The organism is Streptomyces sp. NPDC024017 (assembly GCF_040638895.1).
Lineage (GTDB): Bacteria > Actinomycetota > Actinomycetes > Streptomycetales > Streptomycetaceae > Streptomyces.
This window is the reverse complement of the sequence record NZ_JBEZYZ010000004.1, coordinates 605,885-626,090: the sequence shown is the minus strand read 5'-3', so window position 1 is coordinate 626,090 and position 20,206 is coordinate 605,885. Positions and strand designations below refer to the sequence as shown.

The 20,206-nt window shown below is 70.6% G+C and carries 15 protein-coding genes; 6 read left to right on the top strand and 9 right to left on the bottom strand.

The features are described 5' to 3' along the window. Positions 1-136 precede the first annotated feature (136 nt). Positions 137-1,234 (top strand): mechanosensitive ion channel family protein, encoded by a 1,098-nt coding sequence (locus AB0G20_RS14195; RefSeq protein ID WP_361300857.1) that lies wholly within the window; start codon positions 137-139, stop codon positions 1,232-1,234. Positions 1,235-1,246: 12 nt separating this feature from the next. Here the strand turns inward: AB0G20_RS14195 and AB0G20_RS14190 are convergent, their stop codons facing one another. Beyond that, positions 1,247-2,791, bottom strand: a complete 1,545-nt coding sequence (locus AB0G20_RS14190; protein WP_361300854.1) for a M1 family metallopeptidase — start codon at positions 2,789-2,791, stop codon at positions 1,247-1,249. 187 nt (positions 2,792-2,978) lie between these two features. On the opposite strand from AB0G20_RS14190, the gene AB0G20_RS14185 reads away from it, so the two are divergent. Beyond that, positions 2,979-5,198 (top strand): NADP-dependent isocitrate dehydrogenase, encoded by a 2,220-nt coding sequence (locus AB0G20_RS14185; protein ID WP_361300851.1) that lies wholly within the window; start codon positions 2,979-2,981, stop codon positions 5,196-5,198. Positions 5,199-5,287: 89 nt separating this feature from the next. On the opposite strand, the gene AB0G20_RS14180 is transcribed toward AB0G20_RS14185, so the two are convergent. Continuing rightward, on the bottom strand, positions 5,288-5,629 hold the full coding sequence (locus tag AB0G20_RS14180) for a DUF5713 family protein (protein WP_361300974.1): 342 nt from the start codon (positions 5,627-5,629) through the stop codon (positions 5,288-5,290). Between the two features lie 81 nt (positions 5,630-5,710). Here AB0G20_RS14180 and AB0G20_RS14175 point away from each other — a divergent pair, with 81 nt between their 5' ends. Continuing rightward, on the top strand, positions 5,711-6,499 hold the full coding sequence (locus AB0G20_RS14175; RefSeq protein WP_361300848.1) for an N-formylglutamate amidohydrolase: 789 nt from the start codon (positions 5,711-5,713) through the stop codon (positions 6,497-6,499). 260 nt (positions 6,500-6,759) lie between these two features. Here AB0G20_RS14175 and AB0G20_RS14170 read toward each other — a convergent pair whose 3' ends face one another. The 3 genes from AB0G20_RS14170 to AB0G20_RS14160 form a co-directional block, all read right to left on the bottom strand. Next, a complete protein-coding gene (locus tag AB0G20_RS14170) occupies positions 6,760-7,224 on the bottom strand; it encodes a hypothetical protein (RefSeq protein WP_361300971.1) in 465 nt (154 codons plus the stop codon). 32 nt (positions 7,225-7,256) lie between these two features. Beyond that, complete coding sequence (locus AB0G20_RS14165) at positions 7,257-7,832, bottom strand: sigma-70 family RNA polymerase sigma factor (RefSeq protein ID WP_248501920.1); 576 nt, start codon at positions 7,830-7,832, stop codon at positions 7,257-7,259. Between the two features lie 62 nt (positions 7,833-7,894). Further along, complete coding sequence (locus tag AB0G20_RS14160; protein ID WP_361300845.1) at positions 7,895-9,328, bottom strand: S8/S53 family peptidase; 1,434 nt, start codon at positions 9,326-9,328, stop codon at positions 7,895-7,897. A 169-nt stretch (positions 9,329-9,497) separates the two neighbouring features. Between AB0G20_RS14160 and AB0G20_RS14155 the strand changes: the two genes are divergently transcribed. Further along, positions 9,498-12,065 carry a CHAT domain-containing protein gene (locus AB0G20_RS14155; RefSeq protein WP_361300968.1) on the top strand — a complete coding sequence of 856 codons (2,568 nt, stop codon included), beginning with the start codon at positions 9,498-9,500 and terminating at the stop codon, positions 12,063-12,065. A gap of 42 nt (positions 12,066-12,107) precedes the next feature. Here AB0G20_RS14155 and AB0G20_RS14150 read toward each other — a convergent pair whose 3' ends face one another. After that, the gene (locus AB0G20_RS14150) at positions 12,108-13,835 is read right to left on the bottom strand and encodes a LuxR C-terminal-related transcriptional regulator (RefSeq protein ID WP_361300842.1); all 1,728 of its coding nucleotides are present in this window, start codon (positions 13,833-13,835) and stop codon (positions 12,108-12,110) included. A 99-nt stretch (positions 13,836-13,934) separates the two neighbouring features. Between AB0G20_RS14150 and AB0G20_RS14145 the strand changes: the two genes are divergently transcribed. Then, the gene (locus tag AB0G20_RS14145) at positions 13,935-15,020 is read left to right on the top strand and encodes a M12 family metallopeptidase (protein ID WP_361300839.1); all 1,086 of its coding nucleotides are present in this window, start codon (positions 13,935-13,937) and stop codon (positions 15,018-15,020) included. 302 nt (positions 15,021-15,322) lie between these two features. Continuing rightward, positions 15,323-15,547: a hypothetical protein gene (locus AB0G20_RS14140; RefSeq protein WP_361300837.1), complete on the top strand. Its 225-nt coding sequence runs from the start codon at positions 15,323-15,325 to the stop codon at positions 15,545-15,547. A gap of 1,074 nt (positions 15,548-16,621) precedes the next feature. On the opposite strand, the gene AB0G20_RS14135 is transcribed toward AB0G20_RS14140, so the two are convergent. From AB0G20_RS14135 to AB0G20_RS14125, 3 genes are read right to left on the bottom strand one after another with little or no spacing between them, the layout of a single operon-like run. Beyond that, positions 16,622-18,031 carry a cytochrome P450 gene (locus tag AB0G20_RS14135; RefSeq protein ID WP_361300834.1) on the bottom strand — a complete coding sequence of 470 codons (1,410 nt, stop codon included), beginning with the start codon at positions 18,029-18,031 and terminating at the stop codon, positions 16,622-16,624. Further along, the gene (locus AB0G20_RS14130) at positions 18,024-19,073 is read right to left on the bottom strand and encodes a terpene synthase family protein (RefSeq protein WP_361300831.1); all 1,050 of its coding nucleotides are present in this window, start codon (positions 19,071-19,073) and stop codon (positions 18,024-18,026) included. The genes AB0G20_RS14135 and AB0G20_RS14130 overlap by 8 nt, the downstream gene beginning before the upstream one ends. 29 nt (positions 19,074-19,102) lie before the next feature. Continuing rightward, positions 19,103-20,179: a polyprenyl synthetase family protein gene (locus AB0G20_RS14125; RefSeq protein WP_361300828.1), complete on the bottom strand. Its 1,077-nt coding sequence runs from the start codon at positions 20,177-20,179 to the stop codon at positions 19,103-19,105. Positions 20,180-20,206 lie beyond the last annotated feature (27 nt).

The window sequence follows — 20,206 nt, the reverse complement described above, 5'->3', positions numbered from 1 at the left end:
ATCGTGCCGACCGCAGGTCAGGGTGGTCGGGCACCTTCGAACATCCCGGAAAACGAGCAGGTGACGACGTGACGAGACTTCACATCCGGCCGTTGGTGGCGGCGTTCGCCGCGGTTTTGCACCCCGGAGGTGACCGGTGAACCGGGCACTCACCGTGGACGATCTGCTGTTCGCCGGCATCGCCCTCGCCTCGGGCCTGCTGACGGCGTTCGCGCTGCGCATGGTGCTGCGCTGGCTGGGCGGGCACGCCGACCGCACCCGCTGGAGCGGGGACGACGTCATCGTGCACGCGCTGCGGGCCGTGGTGCCCTGGGCCGCGGTCGTGGGCGGCGTGGCGGGCGCTGCGGCGGTGCTGCCGCTGACCCGCTCCGTGCAGCACACCACCAACCAGGTGCTCACCGTGCTGCTCATCTTCGTCGCGACGGTGTCGGCGGCCCGGGTGGTGACCGGGCTGGTGCGCACGGTCACCCAGTCCCGTTCCGGGGTCGCCGGTTCGGCCACGATCTTCGTCAACATCACCCGGATCCTGGTCCTGGCGATCGGCTTCCTGGTGGTGCTCCAGACCCTGGGCATCTCCATAGCGCCGCTGCTCACCGCCCTGGGTGTCGGCGGTCTGGCGGTCGCGCTGGCGTTGCAGGACACCCTCGCCAACCTCTTCGCGGGCATCCACATCCTCGCCTCCAAGACCGTCCAGCCCGGTGACTACATCAAGCTCAGCAGTGGCGAGGAGGGCTACGTCGAGGACATCAACTGGCGGCAGACGACGATCCGCAACCTGTCCAACAACCTCATCGTGCTCCCCAACGGTCAGCTCGCGCAGGCGAACATGACCAACTTCATGCGCCCCGAGGAGCAGCTGACCATCCTGGTCCAGGTCGGGGTGGCCTACGACAGCGACCTGGAGCAGGTGGAGCGCGTGACCAACGAGGTCATCGCCGAGACCATGACCGAGGTGGAGGGCGCCGTGCCGGAGCACGAGCCCATCATCCGGTTCCACACCTTCGGCGACTCCCGCATCGGCTTCACCGTCATCCTGGGCGTCGGCGAGTTCAGCGACCAGTACCGGATCAAGCACGAGTTCATCAAGCGCCTGCACAAGCGCTACCGCGCCGAGGGCATCCGCATCCCGGCCCCGGCCCGCACGGTGGCGCTCCAGCAGGGCGCGGTCGCCATCCCGCAGCAGCGGACCGGCGAGATCGAGCCGGGCGGACTGCAATCCGCCCGGTTCGACTGAGGCGCCGGCTCCTTACAGCGTCGCGGAGTTCTCGTGGTGGTGGCTGTCCCTCCGGTCGCGCGGCGCCGAGAGGGACGCCTTCGCCGGCGTCACGGTCCAGTCCGGGTGGCCCGGCATCCGCGGCGTCTTCGTGCCGTACAGCCAGTCCCGGAGGAAGCCGGTGAGGTCCTGGCCGGAGACCTCCGAGGCGACGGTGATGTAGTCCTGCGTGGAGGCGGTGGAGTCGCGGTACCGCTCCAGGAACGCGCGCTCCAGGGCCGTGAAGGCCGCCTCTCCGACCTGCTGACGCAGCGCGTACAGCACGAGGACGCCGCCGAGGTAGCGCTGGCTGTCGAACAGGTTGGCCGCGTTGGGTGCCGCGACCGGCCCGGAGGTCTGGCGCCACTGGTCACCGAGGGCGTAGGTGTCCTTCATCCGGGCTTCCATGGTGGTCATGCCCTTGGAATCGGCCCAGCCGCGCTCGTAGCGGTACAGCAGCCCGTAGAAGTCGGCGTGGCCCTCGTTCAGCCACAGGTCGGCCCAGGTGGCGGGGCTGACGCTGTTGCCGAAGTAGGAGTGGACCAGCTCGTGCATCATGTGCGAGCCGATCTTGCTCTCCTCCTGGAGGAGGTAGTTCGGCTTGTAGATCGTGAGGGTCTGGGTCTCCAGACCGGTGAAGTCGAAGGCGTTCGAGGCGTCGTTGTTGCAGGGCAGCAGGCCGTACGTCTCGAAGGGGTACGCGCCGAGCCGCTGCTCGACCCACGCCACCAGGGCCGGGGTGAGCGCCAGGGCCGGTTCCAGCGCGGTGGCCCGGGCGACGGGGACGACGTCCCGCAGCGGCAGGCCGTGCGGGCCCTGCCGGTCCTTGATCACGTAGTCGCCGACGGTGATCTGGACCACCTCGGTGGCGATCGGCGAGCGGGAGCGGTACGTGTACGCGGTGCGGTCGCCGGACAGCTGCTCGGTGCGCTCCAGCCGGCCGCTGGCGACGCCCCGCAGTCCGGCGGGCACGGTGAGGCGGAAGGTGAAATCGGCCTTGTCGGAGGGGTGGTCGTTGCAGGGGAAGACGGTGTGCGCCAGGTCCGGCTGGCAGCACACCGCGAATCCGTCCGGGGTGGCCACCCAGCCGCCGGCGGGCGGCGGGGTCCGGCGCGGGTCGGCGCCGTAGGCCACGGACACCGTGGCCCGGGCCTTCGCCGCGAGCGGACGAGCGGGGGTGATCCGCAGCTTCTCGGCCACCTGCTCGAAGGCGGCCGTGCGGCCGTCGACCCGGACGGAGCGTATGTCCAGGCCGCGCGCGTCCAGGGAGAGGCGGCTGAGGGCCTGGGTGGTGCGGATGGTCAGGGTCGCGGTGGCCTCGACGAGCTTGGTCGTGGCGTCGTACGCGAAGTCGAGGTGGTAGGCCGAGACGCGGTATCCGTCATTGCCGAGGGCGGGGTAGACGGGGTCGCCGAGGGTCTCGGGGCCCGGGACGGCGCCGGTCCTGCCGGCCGCCTGGGCCGGGATCCCCGTGGTCAGTGCCGCCGCCGTGCCGAGAAGGGCGACCGCCGGGGCCGTCACTCTGGTGCGATATCTCATGGTCCGCTTTCGCTTGGACGGCCGGGTGGTCAGGTCCGGCCGTGGCTTGGAGTGAGTGATCTCTCTCCCAGACACGGGAGCGGGGCGATCGGTTGCACAAAACTGGTCGCGGACCCCTGTCGAGACGAGGTCGATCACGAGATATCTTGATGTCGAGCAATGTTGCAGACGTGGAGCGGAGCACCCGGTGACTGACTCGACCATCATCTATACGCACACTGACGAGGCCCCCGCCCTGGCGACGTATTCCTTCCTGCCGGTGGTGCGGGCGTACGCGTCGCAGGCGGGTGTCGCCGTGGAGACCCGCGACATCTCGCTGGCCGGACGCATCATCGCCGTGTTCCCGGAGTACCTGACCGAGGACCAGCGCATCCCGGACGCCCTCGCGGAGCTCGGTGAGCTCGCCAAGACGCCCGCCGCCAACATCATCAAGCTGCCGAACATCTCGGCGTCCATCCCGCAGCTCAAGGCCGCCGTGGCCGAGCTGCAGGGCCAGGGCTACGCCCTGCCGGACTACCCGGACGACCCGAAGACCGACGAGGAGCGCGAGATCCGCGCCCGCTACGACAAGATCAAGGGTTCCGCCGTGAACCCGGTCCTGCGTGAGGGCAACTCGGACCGCCGCGCCCCCGCCTCGGTCAAGAACTACGCCAAGTCCCACCCGCACCGCATGGGCGCCTGGACCGCCGAGTCCAAGACCAACGTGGCGACCATGGGCCAGAACGACTTCCGCTCCACCGAGAAGTCCGTCGTGATCGCCGAGGACGGCGCGCTGCGCATCGAGCTCATCGGCGACGACGGCACCACCACGGTGCTGCGCGAGTCGGTACCCGTGCTCGCCGGCGAGGTCGTCGACGCCTCCGTGATGCGCGTCGCCGCGCTGCGCGAGTTCCTGACCGCGCAGGTCGCCAAGGCCAAGGCCGAGGGCGTGCTGTTCTCGGTGCACCTGAAGGCGACGATGATGAAGGTCTCCGACCCGATCGTCTTCGGCCACGTGGTGCGCGCCTTCTTCCCGAAGACGTTCGCGCAGTACGGCGACAAGCTCGCCGCGGCCGGCCTGACCCCGAACGACGGTCTGGGCGGCATCTGGAAGGGCCTGGACGCCCTGCCGGAGGGCGCCGAGATCAAGGCCTCCTTCGACGCCGAGCTCGCCGAGGGCCCGGAGCTGGCCATGGTCGACTCCGACAAGGGCATCACGAACCTGCACGTCCCCTCGGACGTCATCGTGGACGCCTCCATGCCGGCCATGATCCGCACCTCCGGTCACATGTGGGGCCCGGACGGCCAGGAGCACGACACCCTCGCGGTCCTGCCGGACTCCTCCTACGCGGGCGTCTACCAGGCCGTGATCGAGGACTGCCGGGCCAACGGCGCCTTCGACCCGTCGACCATGGGCTCGGTGCCGAACGTCGGTCTGATGGCGCAGAAGGCCGAGGAGTACGGCAGCCACGACAAGACCTTCGAGGTCCCCACCACGGGCACCGTCCGCCTGGTCGACGGCAACGGCACCGCGCTCATCGAGCAGACGGTCTCGGCCGGTGACATCTTCCGCGCCTGCCAGACCAAGGACGCGCCGATCAAGGACTGGGTGAAGCTGGCCGTCACCCGCGCCCGCGCCACCGGTGACCCGGCGGTGTTCTGGCTGGACGAGACCCGCGCGCACGACGCCAACCTGATCGCGAAGGTCAACACGTACCTCGCTGAGCACGACACCGAGGGCCTGGACATCCGGATCCTCAACCCGGTCGAGGCGACGAAGCTGTCGGTGGAGCGCATCCGCCGCGGCGAGAACACGATCTCGGTCACCGGCAACGTCCTGCGTGACTACCTGACCGACCTGTTCCCGATCCTGGAGCTGGGCACCAGCGCCAAGATGCTGTCGGTCGTCCCGCTGATGGCGGGCGGCGGCCTGTTCGAGACGGGTGCGGGCGGCTCGGCGCCGAAGCACGTGCAGCAGCTGGTGAAGGAGAACTACCTGCGCTGGGACTCCCTGGGTGAGTTCTTCGCCCTGGTGCCGTCCTTCGAGCAGCTCGCGAAGGTGGCGGGCAACGCCCGCGCCCAGGTCCTGGCCGACACCCTCGACCGCGCCACGGCGACCTTCCTCAACGAGGACAAGTCCCCGACCCGTCGCGTCGGCGGCATCGACAACCGCGGCAGCCACTTCTACCTGTCCCTGTACTGGGCGCAGGAGCTGGCCGGGCAGAGCGACGACGCGGACCTGGCGAAGGCCTTCGCCCCGCTCGCCGAGACGCTCGCCGCGAACGAGCAGAAGATCGTCGACGAGCTGATCGGCGCCCAGGGCAAGCCGGTCGACATCGGCGGCTACTACCAGCCCGACCCGGCGAAGGCCGCGGCGGCCATGCGCCCGTCCACCACGTGGAACGAGGCCCTGGCGTCCCTGAGCTGACGCCCCCGGCCTTCATCGGCCCCCTGACTCCGCCCCGGCCGGCACAGCGCCCGGCCGGGGCGGAGCCATGTGCGCCCCTCCCCCGGCCCTCACCACTCCCGGGTGGCGATCAGCTCCTCCACGTCCGCGTCCGGGAAGCCGTACGCACGCGCGAGGAAGGCGAAGTCCTCGGCTATCTCCTCCCGGGCCACCGTCTCGATCTCACTGCCGGCCGCCTCGAACGCGGCCTCCAGGTCGTTGAACTCCTCCGTGGCCGCCTGCGTCAGCGCGTACAGCGCGGCGAGGCCGGCGGGCCGCTCCCGCTCGACGCGCTCGCACAGGGCGAGCAGGATCGCGCGGCCGCGGTCCACCACGTGGTCCGGGTAGTAGTCGTCGTCGTACAGCGCCCGGAGGAACGGATGGGTGCTCACCTGCTGGTTGCTGATCGGCATGACGTCCTCGGCCTCGATGGTCCGGTGGTGTGGCACCTTGATCCTGCCGGACACCACTGACAACGCCCCTGGAGCCGCCTCGTGACCGATGCCCCGCCGCCCTTCGAGCTGCTGCCCGGGGCCGGGCGGTCCCCGGTGCTCCTTCATGTGCCGCACTCCGCGCGGGAGATACCGGACGCCGTGCGGGCGGGGATCGTGCCGGCCGGTGAGGAGCTGGCGCGGGAGCTGGACCACATCACGGACGCGTACACGGACCGGATCGCCGAGGAGGCGGCCGGGCTGGCGGGTGTCACGCCGTGGCGGTTCGTCAACCGGCTGTCCCGGCTGGTCGTCGATCCGGAGCGGTTTCCGGACGAGCGGGAGGAGATGCTGGCCGTCGGAATGGGGGCGGTGTACACGCGGACCACGCACGGCGATGTGCTGCGCCCCGACGACGTCGATGCCGCGCCGCTGGTCGAGCGGTACTTCGAGCCGTACGCGCGGGCGATGACACGGGCCGTGGCGGACCGGCTGGAGGCCGCCGGGCGGGCCGTGATCATCGACGTGCACTCCTACCCGAGCCGGAGGCTGCCGTACGAGCTCCACGGGGAGGGGCCCCGCCCGGCGGTCTGCCTCGGTACCGACTCCTTTCACACGCCCCCCGCGCTGCTGGACGCCGCCCAGGAGGCGTTCGGGGAGACGCAGCTCGACACCCCCTTCAGCGGGACCTACGTCCCCCTGGAGTTCCACGGGAAGCGGCCCGAGGTGAGCGCGCTCATGGTGGAGATCCGCCGGGACACCTATATGACCGAGCCGGGCGGCCCCGCCGGACCCGGGCTGGAGCGACTCGCCGCCGCGCTGGCCGACCTCGTCGACGCGGCGTCCCGCTGAACCGTCGAACCGTCCGACTTGGTTCACGGTCTGGTGGCTAGGGTCTGTCGTTTGGATCAGGCCGCAGGGAGGCGACGGTGCTGTTCAACGCCGGTGAGCGGGGTCTGGTGCGTGTAGCTGCAAGGCGGAGGAGGGAGTCGACGCGATGGGGGTCCCTCCCGCGCGAGCGCAGCCGAGCGTGGGGGAGTCGGCAACCGACGACAACGCGGCAGAGGCGCGTGCCAGGCCCCGCGTCTGCGGTCTGATCCACACGACAGGCCCTAGGCCCGCAGCCACTCCGTCACCACCACGTCCCCACCGGTCCGAAGCCGCAGGGCGAACGGGCCGGACAGCGGTACGTCACCGGTGAAGCGGCCCAGGTCGTCGGCCGTGAGCGGGGAGCCGGGCCGCGGGCCGCCGAGGACCTCGATGCGGGCCGGCTGCGGCGGCAGCACCTGCCCCATCAGTCCCTGCGCGGTCACCTCGACGTCGACGGTCACCTCGCCCGCCCGGAAGGTCAGCATCCGGGGCACGTCGGTGGCGCCCCTGACCGGGAGGGCGTCGATCAGCGAGTCGAAGGTCAGCTCGGCCACGCGCGCGTCGAGGTCGTGCAGCGCATAGGCGTCGACCGCGATCTGCTGGAGCTCCGCCGGCACCGGGTCGAGGACGGCGGCGGCCTGCCGCAGCTCCTCCTCCAGCAAACCGGCGTCGAACTCCTCGTCGCCCCAGTCCTCTTCGCCGAACATCTCGTCACCGTGCAGGTCGCCGTTCATGTCGCTCACATCGCCCCCCGTGCCTCGAGCCGGGCCCGCAGGCGCCGCAGACAGCGCTGGCGCAGCGGCCCGATGCTGCCCACCGCGATCCCCAGCGCGGCGGACACGTCCTGGTAGCTGGGCGGCGGCGTGGCCATCAGCACACGCAGCAACTGCCTGCACCGCTCGCCCAGTTCCTCGAACTCCTGCCACAGCCTCCGCACGCGTTCGCTCTGCGCGGCGGCCTCCTCGGAGTCGAGCAGCGACTGTTCCGGCGTGCCGTCCTCGCTGACCCGGTCCAGCAGCTGCGGATCGTCCGTCAGCGTCAGCCGCTGGGAACTCTTGATGACCTTCAGGCACTCGTGGCGTGCCGTGCTGGCCAGCCACGCGCCCGCCTTGCCGGGCTCGCGGATCCGCCCGAGGTGCTGCGCGAAGCGGAACCAGGCCGTCTGGTACACCTCGTGGGCGTCGGCGTCGGAGAGCCGGTGGGCCCGGACGACGGACCAGACCAGGGGGCTCAGTCCTTCCACGAGCGCCTTCCAGGCCGCCGCGTCACCGTCTGCGGCTGCCTGGACGAGCGCGCCGGCATCAGTACGGTCCACGGCAGCCCCACCCCTCGAGTACGGCACGTCATCGTACGCCGTGGAGGGGGCGGCTTCGGCCCTCACAGCCCGGGGCCCAGGCGCACGACCGGGACCGGACGCCAGGTGGGCGGACGCAGCGCCGGGACGTGCGCGCCGCGCACCTCCGCGAACTCCGCGTTGGTGGCGAGGAGTTGCTGCCGGGCCGCGCGCGGGTCGGTCTCCTTGTGCGCCGTCATGTGGGCGGCGACCAGGCCGGCGGTCACAGGGGTGGCGAAGGAGGTGCCGCTCCACTGCGCGTACCCCTCGAACATCACCTGGTCCGGCTTGGCGGCGTTGCCCTCGTCGCTCAGTACGCCGCTGTGGCTCGGGTGCTGGCAGGTGCAGCCGTAGGAGAAGCCGTAGCGGCAGGCGTCGTAGGTGGAGTGCTGGTACACGTACGGGACGGGCGAGTCGAAGCCGGTGAGAGGGCCGGTGAGGCGCTCACCGGGGGCGTAGACCTTCACCCAGGGGCCGTGATTGGTGAAGCAGGAGCCGAACTCGCCGTCGCTGCGCAGGGCGCCGACCGACAGCACGGAGTCCTCCCAGCCGGGCAGATCGGCGTAGGCGGCGGGCCAGAACGGCGCGGCGCTCGCGTTGTTGCCCGCGGCGGCGACCAGCAGGGTGCGCTGCTCGCGCAGTTCCCGCATGAAGTTCTCGACGCCGAGCAGTCCGTCGCTGCGGCCGTTGGAAGTGCCGGCGGACAGGCTGAGGACGTCGGGCCAGCCGCCCGCGTCGACGGCCTCGAAGAGCTTCTCGCCGAACTCGGACTCCAGGATGGCGCCGGCGTCGTTCAACGTGCCGCGGACGGTGATGTCGGTGTTGGGCGCGACAGCGGCGACGAGCCCGGCGATGAACGTGCCGTGGCCGACGTACTGCTGGAGGATCCCCTGGTCGTCGCACTCCTGGAGCTGGGCGTCGCCGCCGGTGTGGGCCAGCAGGCCGCAGGAGCGGTAGTCGTGCATGAGACCGGTGTCGACGACGAGGACACCGACGGCGGTGTCCGGGTCGTGGGGCGTGTCGGCGGCGGCCGGGTTGGGTGGTTCGCTGAGCGGGGCCGGTACGGGTTCGTCGCCGGGGCACGCGTTGACCGCGATGTGCACCACGTGGTTGCGGGCGACCATCCGGTGCCCGGCGCGGGACTCGCGCTCTCGGACGGAGCGCAGGGCGTGGGCGACGGCGCGGTCTGCGTCCCGGCCGCCCTCGCCGGGGTCGCCGACGCGGATCCGGGTGATGCCGCTGCGGTTGGTCTGCGGTCCCGCCCGGCGGACCTGCTCCTGGTCGAGGTCGGGTGCCGCCGTGAAGTGCGTCCGTACCGTGTCCTCGACGATCCGGGCCTCCTCGCCGTCGCGGACGAGGACCACGCCCTTCTCGTACATGAACTCCGCCGAGTCGTCCGGGCCCATCGCCAGGGGGACGTCCGGCATCGAGCGCTGGATCTGGTCGAACTGCTCGTGGAATCGCTGAGGTGGTGCCATGGCGGGTCCTCCCGTTGGTGCGACGGCGTCGGCCGATGCCGTGAGCGGTCGTCAACAAGAGCCGCCGGTCCGTCTCCTGATACAGCTCCACACCTGTGAGGTGCGCTCCTGGGCCACTACCATCCGAGGAGTGACAGCGGGAAGCGACTCGGTTACGGAACTGCTGCCGATGGTGTTCGCCGACCCGGGCGAGGCTCTCACGAGGGCCCGGGCGCTGCTCGACGCCGGCCCTTCCCCGCTGGACGCCTCCGTCGCCCACCAGGTGATCGGCATCTGGCAGCGGGACTTCGGGGATCTGCGGCTCGCGCTGCACCATCTGCGGCGTGCCCGGGAGTGCGCGGCGCGCGCCGACTCGGCCGACCGGGAGGCGGACGTGCTGGCCACGCTGGGCGTGGCGCTGGTGCACGCGGGGCGCACCCGGGAGGGCCTGGCGGCGTTCGAGCGGGGTGAGGCGCGCGGTGGCGGGCACACCAGGGCGCGGGTGCTGTACCGGCGGGCGTATGTGTGGTGGGTCCTCGGTCACCATCGCGAGGCCCTGGAGGACGTGCGCCGGGCGGTGCCCGTGCTGCGGCAGGCGGACGACGTGATCTGGACGGCGCGGGCGCTGACCCTGCGGGCGACCGTGCATCTGGCGCTGGGGTCGGTGGAGCGGGCCGAGGCGGACTTCACCGCGGCCGAGGCCCTGTGGGACACCACCGGCCAGGAGCACGACAAGGCCGACGCGGTGGAGAGCCGGGGCCTGGCCGCGTTCCGGTCCGGGGACGTGCCGGCGGCGCTGCGGCTGCTGGACGAGGCGGAGGAGCGCTACGCCCGGCTCGGCACGCCGACGTTCATGCTCAACATCCGGCGCTGCGAGGTGCTGATGGCCGCAGGGCTGGCACCGGAGGCGCTGGCCGAGGCCGACGCGGCGATCGGGAAGCTGGACGGGATCGGCGGGCAGTCCACCCGCAAGGCGGAGCTGCTGCTGGCGGCCGCACGGGCCGCCCGGCTGGCGGGCGATCCGCACACGGCGATCGCCCGTGCGGCCCTCGCGGTACGGCTGTTCGCCGGGCAGCGGCGCACCTGGTGGGAGACGCACGCCCGGCTGGTGCTGATCGAGGCGCGGCACGCGGCCGGGCGCGACTCGGGGCGGCTGGTCGCCGACGCCGCCGCGGTGGCCGGGAAGCTGGCGTCCTTCGGCGCGCCGGCCGCGCCGGAGGCGTCGCTGCTCGCGGGCCGGATCGCGCTGGACCTGGGCTGGACGGCGGACGCGGAGCGGCACTTGGCCGTGGCCGCGCGCAGCCGGCGCAGTGGTCCGCCGCTGGCGCGGATGACGGGGTGGGCGGCGCAGGCGCTGCGGGCACAGGCCGCCGGGTCGGCGCGGGGGGTGCTGGAGGCCTGTCGGCGGGGCCTGGACGTGCTGGACGACCACCGGATGACGCTGGGCGCCTCGGAGTTGCGGGCCCGTGCCACCGAACAGGGCGCGGAACTGGCGGCGTTGGCGCAGCGGGCCAGTCTTGTGTCCGGCGGGCCGCGGCGGCTGCTGGTGTGGAGCGAGCGCTGGCGGGCCACCGTGCTGTCCACACCGCCGACCCGGCCGCCCGCCGACCCGGAACTGCTCAGCGGCATGACCGCCTTCCGCGAGATCGCCTCGCGCGCGGAGGCCGCCCGGATGGAGGGCCGGCCGGTTCCGGCGCTGGAGCGCGAACAGCGGCGCCTGGAGCGCGAGATCCGCTCCCGGACCCTGCACATGCGGGGCGAGGCTCCCGGGGGCGGGGACCGGTTCGACGTCGGCCGGCTGCTGGAGCACCTGGGCGACGAGGTCCTGCTGGTGGAACTCGCCGTCCTCGACGGCCGGGTGCAGGTCCTGTTGTGCGGGCGGGGGCGGGTGCGCCGGTTCGAGGCCGGGCTGCTCGCCGAGGCGGAGACCGAGGCCGAGCACGTCCAGGCCGGGCTGCGGCGGCTGGCCCACCCCGGGGCAGAGGCCCGGCTTCCGGTGGTGGAGGCGGCGGGGCGGCGGCTGGAGGAACTGCTGCTCGGCCCGGCCGCGGCGCATCTGGGCGGCGGCCCGGTGGTGATCGTGCCGCCGGGGCGGCTGCACCGGGTGCCGTGGTCGCTGCTGCCGTCACTGCGGGAACGGGTGCTCAGCGTGTCGCCGTCGGCGGGCAGCTGGCTGCGAGCCCGGGACACCGCGCCGCCGCCGGAGGGCTGCCATGTGCTGGTGCGCGGCCCGGGCCTGGCGACCGGCGGCGCCGAGGTGCCCGAGCTGGCCGGCCGGTACGGCTGTGCGACGGTCCTGGAGGGGGACGAGGCGCGGGTGCCGCGGGTGCTGGAGGAGCTGGACGGGACGGCGCTGGCGCACATCGCCGCGCACGGCACGTTCCGCGCGGACAGTCCGCTGTTCTCCTCCCTGCGGATGGCCGACGGGCCGATCGTCGTGCACGACTTCGAGCGGCTGGACCGCAGCCCCTACCGGATCATCCTGTCCTGCTGCGACACCGCCCGCCTCGCCTCGGTCGGCGCCGACGAACTGCTCGGCCTGGTCACGGCGTTGCTGCCGCTCGGCACGGCCGGGGTGGTGGCGTGCAGCGCACCTGTGAACGACGCCGCGGTGGTGCCGCTGATGCTCGCGCTGCACAAGGGCCTCGACGCCGGCCTGTCCCTGGCGGAGGCGTTGCGTGACGCCCGGGCCGCCCTGCCGGGCGACGCGATGCACCAGGCTACGGGGTGGGCGTTCTCGGCGTTCGGGGCGGCCTGACCCGTCCCCTGTTCGGGTCAGGCCGCCGGTCCTGGTGCCGGCTCAGGCCGGTTGGGCTTCGGGCGCCTGAGCCAGCCACGGCAGGGCGCCGCGGTCGCTCGCGCCGAGCCGGGCGTAGGCGCTGTACAGGTGGTTGCCGACGGTGCGCACGGACAGGGTGAGGCGTTCGGCGATCTGCCGGTTGGTCAGGCCGGCCGCGGCGAGGGCGACGATCTGCCGCTGCCGGGCGGTGAGTTCGCCGAGGATCAGCCCGGACAGCGCGGGGGTGCGGGCGCCCTGGCAGCGCCGGGCCAGGGCGACGGCCCGGGTGCGGGAGTGCCGGGCGGCGCGTGGGTCGCGGTGGGCGCGTACGGCCTGGGCATGCGCCTCTGCGGCGAACAGCAGGAAGCCCCGCCGCTCCAGTTCCCCGGCCACCTCGTCCAGGTCCGGGCCGTCGGCGCGGGTGAGCGCGTCGGCGTGCCGGGCGAAGACGCCGCTGAGCCGGTCGATGACCTTCTCGGGAACGCCGAGGCGGACGGCGTCGTAGGGGTCGGTGAGGGCCTCCAGGTCCGGATCCAGGTCGCCCCGGCTGTCCAGCGCCGCTGCGGCGCGGTCGAGTTCGGCCAGGCAGGACACGTTCCCGGGGTCGCCCCGCAGCCCCTCGCGCGCCCAGGCCGCCGCCTCCCTCACCTTGCCGCGCAGCCGCGCGAACCGGGCACGCACCGCGGCGTACCCGCCCGGCAGCGGGCCGCCCTCGGCGACCAGCCACTCCCCCACCGGTGTGGCCGTCGCCCGTACGTCGGCCTGGTCGATCCGGTGGGCCAGTGCGGCCGACTCGGCGTCGAGGGCGGCGGCGTACGCGTCCGGCGTCCGGGCCAGTCGGCGTGCCCGCAGCCGGCCCGCCGCCGCCCGGAGCACCGGCCCGTACAGGGGGTGGGCGAGACGGACGGCACCGCGGTCGTCGACCTCGATCAGGCCGTCGGACTCCAGCGCTTCGAGGGCGCCGAGGTCCAGCTCGTCCAGGTGCGAGGGCAGGGGCTCGGCGAAGGCGAGTCGGTCGAGGGTCTCGCGTTCGCGAGGGCAGGTCCGGCCGAGGACGGGGGCGGTGCGTTCACGCACGGCCGTGGTCAGCGGGACCTGGCCCCGCCAGGCCCGTTCGCCGGTGTCCTGGACGGGGGCCAGCTGCCCGCGCACCGCCCCCAGCAGGTCGCGCAGCAGCCGCAGGTCGCCCTGGCTCAGGCGGCGCAGCCGGTCCACGGTGAGCGCGTCGAGGGGTCCGGCGCCGGCCGTGAGCAGCCGGCCGGTCTCCTCCTCGGGCAGCGGCTCCAGCGCGAGGCGCGGCAGGAGCTCACCGGTCCACAGCCGGGAGATCGCGCCCGGCACGGGGGCGCCGTCCGTGGCGACGACCAGCAGCCGGGTGCGCCCGTGCACGGCGAGCTGATGGACCAGCGCGGCGGAGGCGTCGTCGAGAAGGTGCGCGTCGTCCACCAGCAGTGTGCGGACCCCGGACAGCAACCGGACCGCGCGGTGCAACGTGACCGACTCGGGCAGCAGATGGGCGAAGGCGGCGAAGGGGATGGTCCGGCTCTCGGGCGTGCCGGCCGCCCGTGCGCAGCCGGTGCCGCGGATCGCCTCGGTGACGAGGCGGCTCTTGCCGCACCCCGCCGGGCCCGTCACCACGATGCCGCGCCGCACGCCGGTCAGGGACCGGCGGACCAGCTCCAGTTCGTCCTCCCGCCCGGCGAACGGCCAGGGCAGCTCCAGCGTCGTCGCGTCCCTCTCGTAAGTCATCACACAGACATGAGCGCGACTACTCACCTTTGATACAGGGCGACTTGAGTAGCCCCCGACTCAGGCGCCCGGGGCGGGCCGCAGGGCAGGCTGTGGCCCATGACCGCACGCTACTGCTCGCTGGCTCAGACGCCGGCGCCCGCCTTCGCACCGGGGCTGGCGGCCGAGCGGCTGAGCGCACTCGCGAGCGGACGGCGGATGTGGGTCAACGGCACCGTTGTGCACTACTGGTTCTTCGACGGTGACACCGACGCGTCCGTCATCCCCGTGCCGGGGAGGGGGATGACGCGACGGGTCTCGTGGGCCGGCACCGAGGAGCAGCGCGACGTGGTGCGGGCGGGCTTCCGGGAGTGGCAGGACCTCGGCATCGGGATCGCCTTCGCCGAGGTCGGCGACCGCTCGGAGGCCGAACTGCGCATCGGGTTCCAGGCCGGCGACGGCTCGTGGTCGGCGGTGGGCCGGGACGCGCTGCTCGCCGGCCGGCAGGAACGCACCATGAACTTCGGCTGGGACCTGACCGCGTCCGGGGAGCGCGGGACGGCCCTGCACCAGATCGGGCACGCGCTCGGCTTGCTGCACGAGCACCAGAGCCCGTTCGCTGGCATCCACTGGGACGACGAGGCCGTCTACGCCGAACTGGCGGGCCCGCCCCACCACTGGAGCCGGGAGCGGACGCACTACAACATCCTGCGCAAGCTCGGCCCGGACGAGGTCAACGGCTCCGTCTGGGACCCGCAGTCGATCATGGAGTTCCCGTTCCCGCCGGGGCTGATCCTGGAACCGGAGCAGTACCGCGGGGGCCTGAACCCGCCCGGCACCCTGTCCGCCGCCGACAAGGAGGCCGTGCTGCGCTGGTATCCGCCGGCGCATCCGCAGGGTTCGCCCGCGCTGGTGCCGTTCCGCTCGGCACCGCTCGGTCTCGGCCCGGGCGAGCAGGCGGACTTCGTGATCGACCCGCCGGAGACCCGCACGTACACGCTGGGCACCTTCGGTGACTGCGACGCCGTCGTCGTGCTCTTCGAGGAGCGGGACGGCGAACCCCGCTACCTCGCCGGCCGGGACGACGGGGGAACTCCGCACAACGCCACGATCGGCGCCCGGCTCGTCAAGGGCCGCCGCTACGTCGTCCGCGTACGCCTGTACTCCGCCTGGGGTTGCGGCGGGACGGCGGTGATGTGCTGGTGACGGCACGGATCCGCCGCGCGGACACCTGAGCCACAGTCCGGCACCGGGGGAGCGGTCGAGGACGTCGCCCATGGGGGTGGGCGACGTCCTCGACCACGCCATGTGCCGGGGCACCGGATCTCGCGGCCGCGTGCGGCCCGCAGGCGCATGCGCCGCCACCCGCTCGTTCACGCCGATGTCCGGCCGGGGCGGGGGCGCACGCCCGACGGACGTGATGCCGTCCGGGGGCGGCGGCGGGCGCACCGGCCATGACGCCGGCCCGACTACGCTCGCGGCGTACCACCCGGGGATGGGGGGAGCAGGTGGAGCGGTCTCGACACGACCATGCCCGGCGGTCGAAGCTGCCGGCGGTTCCGGCCGTGCTGCTCGGAGCGCCGGCCACGCTGCTCGCGGGGACTCTGACCGGCCTGGCCGCGGATCCGACGCCCCTCGTCGGCACCACCGGGTACGTCGTCGCCACCGGACTGCTGCTCGCCGTGGGGCGTACCGCAGACGTACGGCATCGACCTCGCCGATCTACGCCGTGACCTGCGGGGCATGGTGGCCGCCGTCACCTGGGGGTCGTCCTCAAGGCGGGGCTGCTCTCGGGTGTCATGGTCCTGGCCTTCGACCGCCCGGAGGGCGAGGTGCCGCCCGCGGCCGACGGACTGCGGTCCTCCGCGTAGCTGACGCGGGTACGACGTCCCGGACGGGACGGCGGACATCGGCCCGGCCGCCGTGAAGTCGCTGACCGTCTCCCGGCGGTGGGACGCACGGTCCGGCATGCCACCGGGGGCGGCGTCCAAGCCTCGCGGGACGACATGCCGACGGTGATGCTGCGCGAGGCGCAACTGCTCGTCGCCTACCCGGACAGTCCCCTGACCGCGACGAACGGCGCGGGCCCCGAAGACGCGGACTCCCCCGGCCCGGGCGCACGGACTCCCGACTGCCGCGGCCTCACCACCAGCCTGGCCGTGACGCCCCTGCGCCTCTACGACCTGTTGCGCGACCGCGGACACGCCCTGGTCTTCTACGCCGACTCCGCCGACGCGCTCACCGCCTGCTGCGGCGGCGTTCTTCATCCGCCCGGAGTGCTGTCTCGCCGCCCGCCTGACACGGCTCGCGGTTGCGGAGACGCAGCCCGCGCCGGCCGACGCGCTCGGGCGGGTCTTCCGCCTGTGACGGCACAGAACGGCCGTGAGGCCGTGACGCGCCTGCGAACGCAAACGGGTGGGTGGCACCTGCCACCCACCCGTTTGCGTCGGCGCGCCCGCAGGACCTCTCAGGACTGCGGACGGCTGCCGTGGTTCGCGCCGTTCTTGCGGCGGGCCTTCTTCTTGCGACGTCGCTTCGAGGACATCGGACCTCCTCTTTCCGGCTTTCGGTCACCATCCACCGGATTGCCGCGTCCGGTGACTACAGAGCCACTTTCCAGCCGACGCGAACGCAAACACGCATGCTGCGGATGCACACGGGTGGCCTATGTCACGGTCGGAGCCCGGCGCCCGCAGCGAGGACGCGTACGCAAGGTGACGGCCGCCGGAGCCGCAGCACTCTGCGGACACTGCCGTACAGCCACCCGTCCCCCGAGGGCTTCCATTGAACGCGTGGCCAGGAGCCGGTCAGTTGCTACTGACGAGCTGTGGGCTTCGCGACGTGCACACCATGGGCAGCACACCAGTGCCGAGGGTCATCTTGGGTTCCGGAACCAGGCGTGTGCCATCCGGTCGACTCAGCCGCCAGCTGCTCGCGATCGTCGCCAGAGCCAGGGTCGCCTCCACTATGGCGAAGTTGTCTCCGATGCACTTCCGGCGACCGGCCGCAAACGGGAACATCGCGCCACGAGAGTCTGTCGGATTGTGCCCGACGGGCCAGCGATCAGGGTCGAAATCGTCGGGCTCCGCATAGAGATCAGCGTTTCGATGCAGGAGATACGGGCTCCACATCACCGTCGTGTTCTTCGCCAACGTCTGTCCGGCGAGCTCTGTTTCCGATGTCGTCGTTCGGGATACCGCCCAAACCGGCGGGTACAGGCGCAGCGCTTCCGTCAGGACGCGGCAGCAGTAGTCGAGGCGAGGAAGGTCCTCATACGCGGCCGGCCTTCCTTTCAGCACGGCATCGACCTCGGCGTGTAGTTTCTTCTCGGCTTTCGGGTTCTCACTCAAGAGATAAAAGGCCCACGAGAGCGCCGATGCGGTGGTTTCGGTCGCGCCTATCAGGAAGGTGAAGATCTGGTTGCGTATCTCTTCATCCGAGAAGCTGTCACCGTGCTCACCACCTCTGTATTCGAAGATGGCCGACAGGATGTCGTTGTGACCACCTTCGGCGTTCCGATAGGCAGCGATGATGCCACCGATGGCATCGTGCAGCCTCGCCAGCGACTTCTGGAATCTCCGATTTCCGGGAGTCGGTAGCTTGTGGAGCGCTTGAAGCGGGACCAGCATACGCCAGTAGAGGCCGCTGAGTACCGAAGGAAGCCCCTGTTCCACTTCCGCAACCGCCGAGGCACCCATAGGCGCGGAGAACAATGTCCTGGCAGTGACCCGGATGGTCAGAGAGCGTAACGCCGCACTGATGTCGTGGACGGCACCATCGCGCCAGTCCACTGTGGTCGCCTGGATCTCCTCCTCCATCACCCTCGCGTAGGACGTGATGCGATCGGTGCGGAAGGCGGGTTGGACCAACGGGCGTTGCCTCTTGTGCTCGATCCAGTCGCACGTGGCCAGACCGTCGCCGATGAGTTGGCGCCCTGCAGTGATGACAGGGCCTCCCTTGTCGAACGTACGGGCGTCGAGCAGTACCTGCCGTGTGAGCTCAGGAGTGCAGACCATGAATGCCCGGCCCGGTCCGAGTCGAAGTTCGACCAGGTCACCGTGAGCAGGCAGTGAGGCCAGAAAATCGAGCGGCCGACGGTACATCTCGATTGCATGTCCCACGATGGGCAGGGCGCCGGGCATCTGGCCGAACCTGGCGGGTTTCCCGGATTCGGCAGCATATGGGCAAGATTCTTCGGTGAAGGTTCCATCAGCCATGGTAGATGGTCCTCTCAGGCGTTATGGTGACCTTTCCTGACCGCGCTCCATTCCACACATGCCCGGCACCGTTATACCTGGGAGTTCGGTAGGACCACTCCAGATTTCCCGCAATCGCATAACCAAGCTCGGACAAATGGGCACGCACATCGGGGAGCGTCCCGATGGGGCTACCAAGTATCTCCTCACGTTTCTCGACAAATTTCCGCTCCACCTCCTCGATGAGCCCGCAGAGCTTTTCTACGGCGTCCTGGAGTTCCAGTCCTTCATTGAGCATGAAGACGGAAACAGCGTTCCCGTAGTCGCCCTGAAAGTATTCCTTCCTGAAGGAGAAGAGGTCGTTCACGACGACATAGCTTTCACCTACGAGCCGACGGGCATCCCGCAATTCCTTACTCGTCTCCAGTTCCTCTGTCAGGTCGAAACCCTGACCGTACTCAAGAACGGTAAGGTTGGCCTCGCACCCGGAGGTGACATGCATGTCCAGGTAGGTTTTCCAGTCTGGAATCTCGCCTCGCGCACGCATGGCAACCTCGTCGGTGAACGCGTCGATGTACTCGCGTAAATTCCTCAAATATCGCTTCATCTGCCGCGGTGTCATGTCCGGCTGCATCATGAGTATGTTGTCGCGCGCCGCCTTTCGGTACTTCTTTCCGGTGCCGTCGTCCTCGCCGTTCAGGGCAGGGAGAACATCATCGATCACTTCCTGCGCCTGCGCCGGCATCGCCCCGAGCCAGTCAGCATCCGACATGATGTCGTCGTATGTGAACCAGCAGCTCGTCCAGTAAGCGCCCTTGACGATCCTCTCGTCCTTTGCGTTCGGGTTGACGAGGCAAGCCCACAGTGCATGCAGATCGGTGAGATTCCTTTGGCATTCGGCTTCGTCCCGGTACAAGCCGCGCAGCTCGGATCGGATGTAGCGGCTGTTGAGCTCCTCGGCCCTGGCGTATTGCGGGTGACACCTTACGGGGATGATTCTTTTGATCTCCGGGAGGTAGAACTCAACCTCATCTCCCAGCATTTTCGGCCTGATTTCTGCCATGACTCCTCCTCCGACGCCACGAAACACAATCAAGAAATTCGCATTGCCGCCACAGTTGCGAGCTGCTCGAGTGCCGCTGTGGCCGCAGTCGAGAAGTTTGCCTTCCCCAGAGCATCGAGAGCTGCTCGATGCCGGTCGGCGATCATTTGCTCCACCGTGTCACAGGCTCCGGTCACAAGCAGAATGGAGCGGACTTCCTCAGCCCCTTGCTCGTCCAAGTCCGGATCTCCCAACAGGGTGTTCAGCACGCTCTGTTGACGCGAGTCGCCTCTGTTCAGCGCCAAGGCGACTAGCACAGTCCCCTTTCCCTCGCGCAGGTCCTCCATCGCTGACTTGCCAGTGACATCAGGGTCCCCGAAGATGCCCAGAAGATCGTCTCGCAGCTGAAAAGCCTCGCCCACCGGGATGGCATAGGAGCTCAAGGAATCCTTTGTGCCCTGCTCGGCTCCAGCTATCGTGGCGCCGAGATGCAGCGGACGCTCGACTGTGTACTTGGCCGTCTTATAGCGAATGATCTCCATCGCGTGGCTGAGATCAGTAGTGAAATTCTTTGCCGTCAGCAGATCCAGGTACTGTCCGTACATGACCTCCGTACGCATCACATCCAGCACAGGGAGAGCAGCAGCGAGCTGCGCCGGAGTGAGGCCGGCCGAGTGGAAAAGCTCCTGACTCCAGGCAAGAGCCAAGTCGCCGAGCAGTATGGCGGCGTTGGTTCCGAATTCCATGGCGTCAGGGCGCGCGGCGTACCTGTGAGCAAAAGCGCGGTGTACCGTCGGTTTCCCTCGGCGCGTGGACGAGTTGTCCATGACGTCGTCGTGAATCAAGGTGAACGCGTGAAACATCTCAAGCGAGGCGGCAATTCTCAGGACCTTCTCCGTTTCCGCGCTCTCGGCAGCGGCATGCCAGCCGACCAGGCAGAGAAGTGGCCTCATCCGTTTTCCGCCGGACCGTAGAAAGTCACGGAATATCTCTATTGCTTCGGGAGGGAAACAGCCATCTGCGGCAGTCGTTGATTTCTCGACCAGGAAGGCTTCCAGGACGGAATCGACCGAGCTGCGCATCTCGTCAAGATCGAGGTGATCTAATGTCAGCATAGAACTGCCCATTTCTCACTCTTTCCCTTCGCGTCTCAG

Coding starts and splice junctions, on each gene's coding strand:
- AB0G20_RS14190 (WP_361300854.1), bottom strand. CDS start 2,791: ATGAGATATCGCACCAGAGTGACGGCCCCGGCGGTCGCCCTTCTCGGC.
- AB0G20_RS14180 (WP_361300974.1), bottom strand. CDS start 5,629: ATGCCGATCAGCAACCAGCAGGTGAGCACCCATCCGTTCCTCCGGGCG.
- AB0G20_RS14170 (WP_361300971.1), bottom strand. CDS start 7,224: ATGTTCGGCGAAGAGGACTGGGGCGACGAGGAGTTCGACGCCGGTTTG.
- AB0G20_RS14160 (WP_361300845.1), bottom strand. CDS start 9,328: ATGGCACCACCTCAGCGATTCCACGAGCAGTTCGACCAGATCCAGCGC.
- AB0G20_RS14155 (WP_361300968.1), top strand. CDS start 9,498: ATGGTGTTCGCCGACCCGGGCGAGGCTCTCACGAGGGCCCGGGCGCTG.
- AB0G20_RS14150 (WP_361300842.1), bottom strand. CDS start 13,835: ATGACTTACGAGAGGGACGCGACGACGCTGGAGCTGCCCTGGCCGTTC.
- AB0G20_RS14145 (WP_361300839.1), top strand. CDS start 13,935: ATGACCGCACGCTACTGCTCGCTGGCTCAGACGCCGGCGCCCGCCTTC.
- AB0G20_RS14135 (WP_361300834.1), bottom strand. CDS start 18,031: ATGGCTGATGGAACCTTCACCGAAGAATCTTGCCCATATGCTGCCGAA.
- AB0G20_RS14130 (WP_361300831.1), bottom strand. CDS start 19,073: ATGGCAGAAATCAGGCCGAAAATGCTGGGAGATGAGGTTGAGTTCTAC.
- AB0G20_RS14125 (WP_361300828.1), bottom strand. CDS start 20,179: ATGGGCAGTTCTATGCTGACATTAGATCACCTCGATCTTGACGAGATG.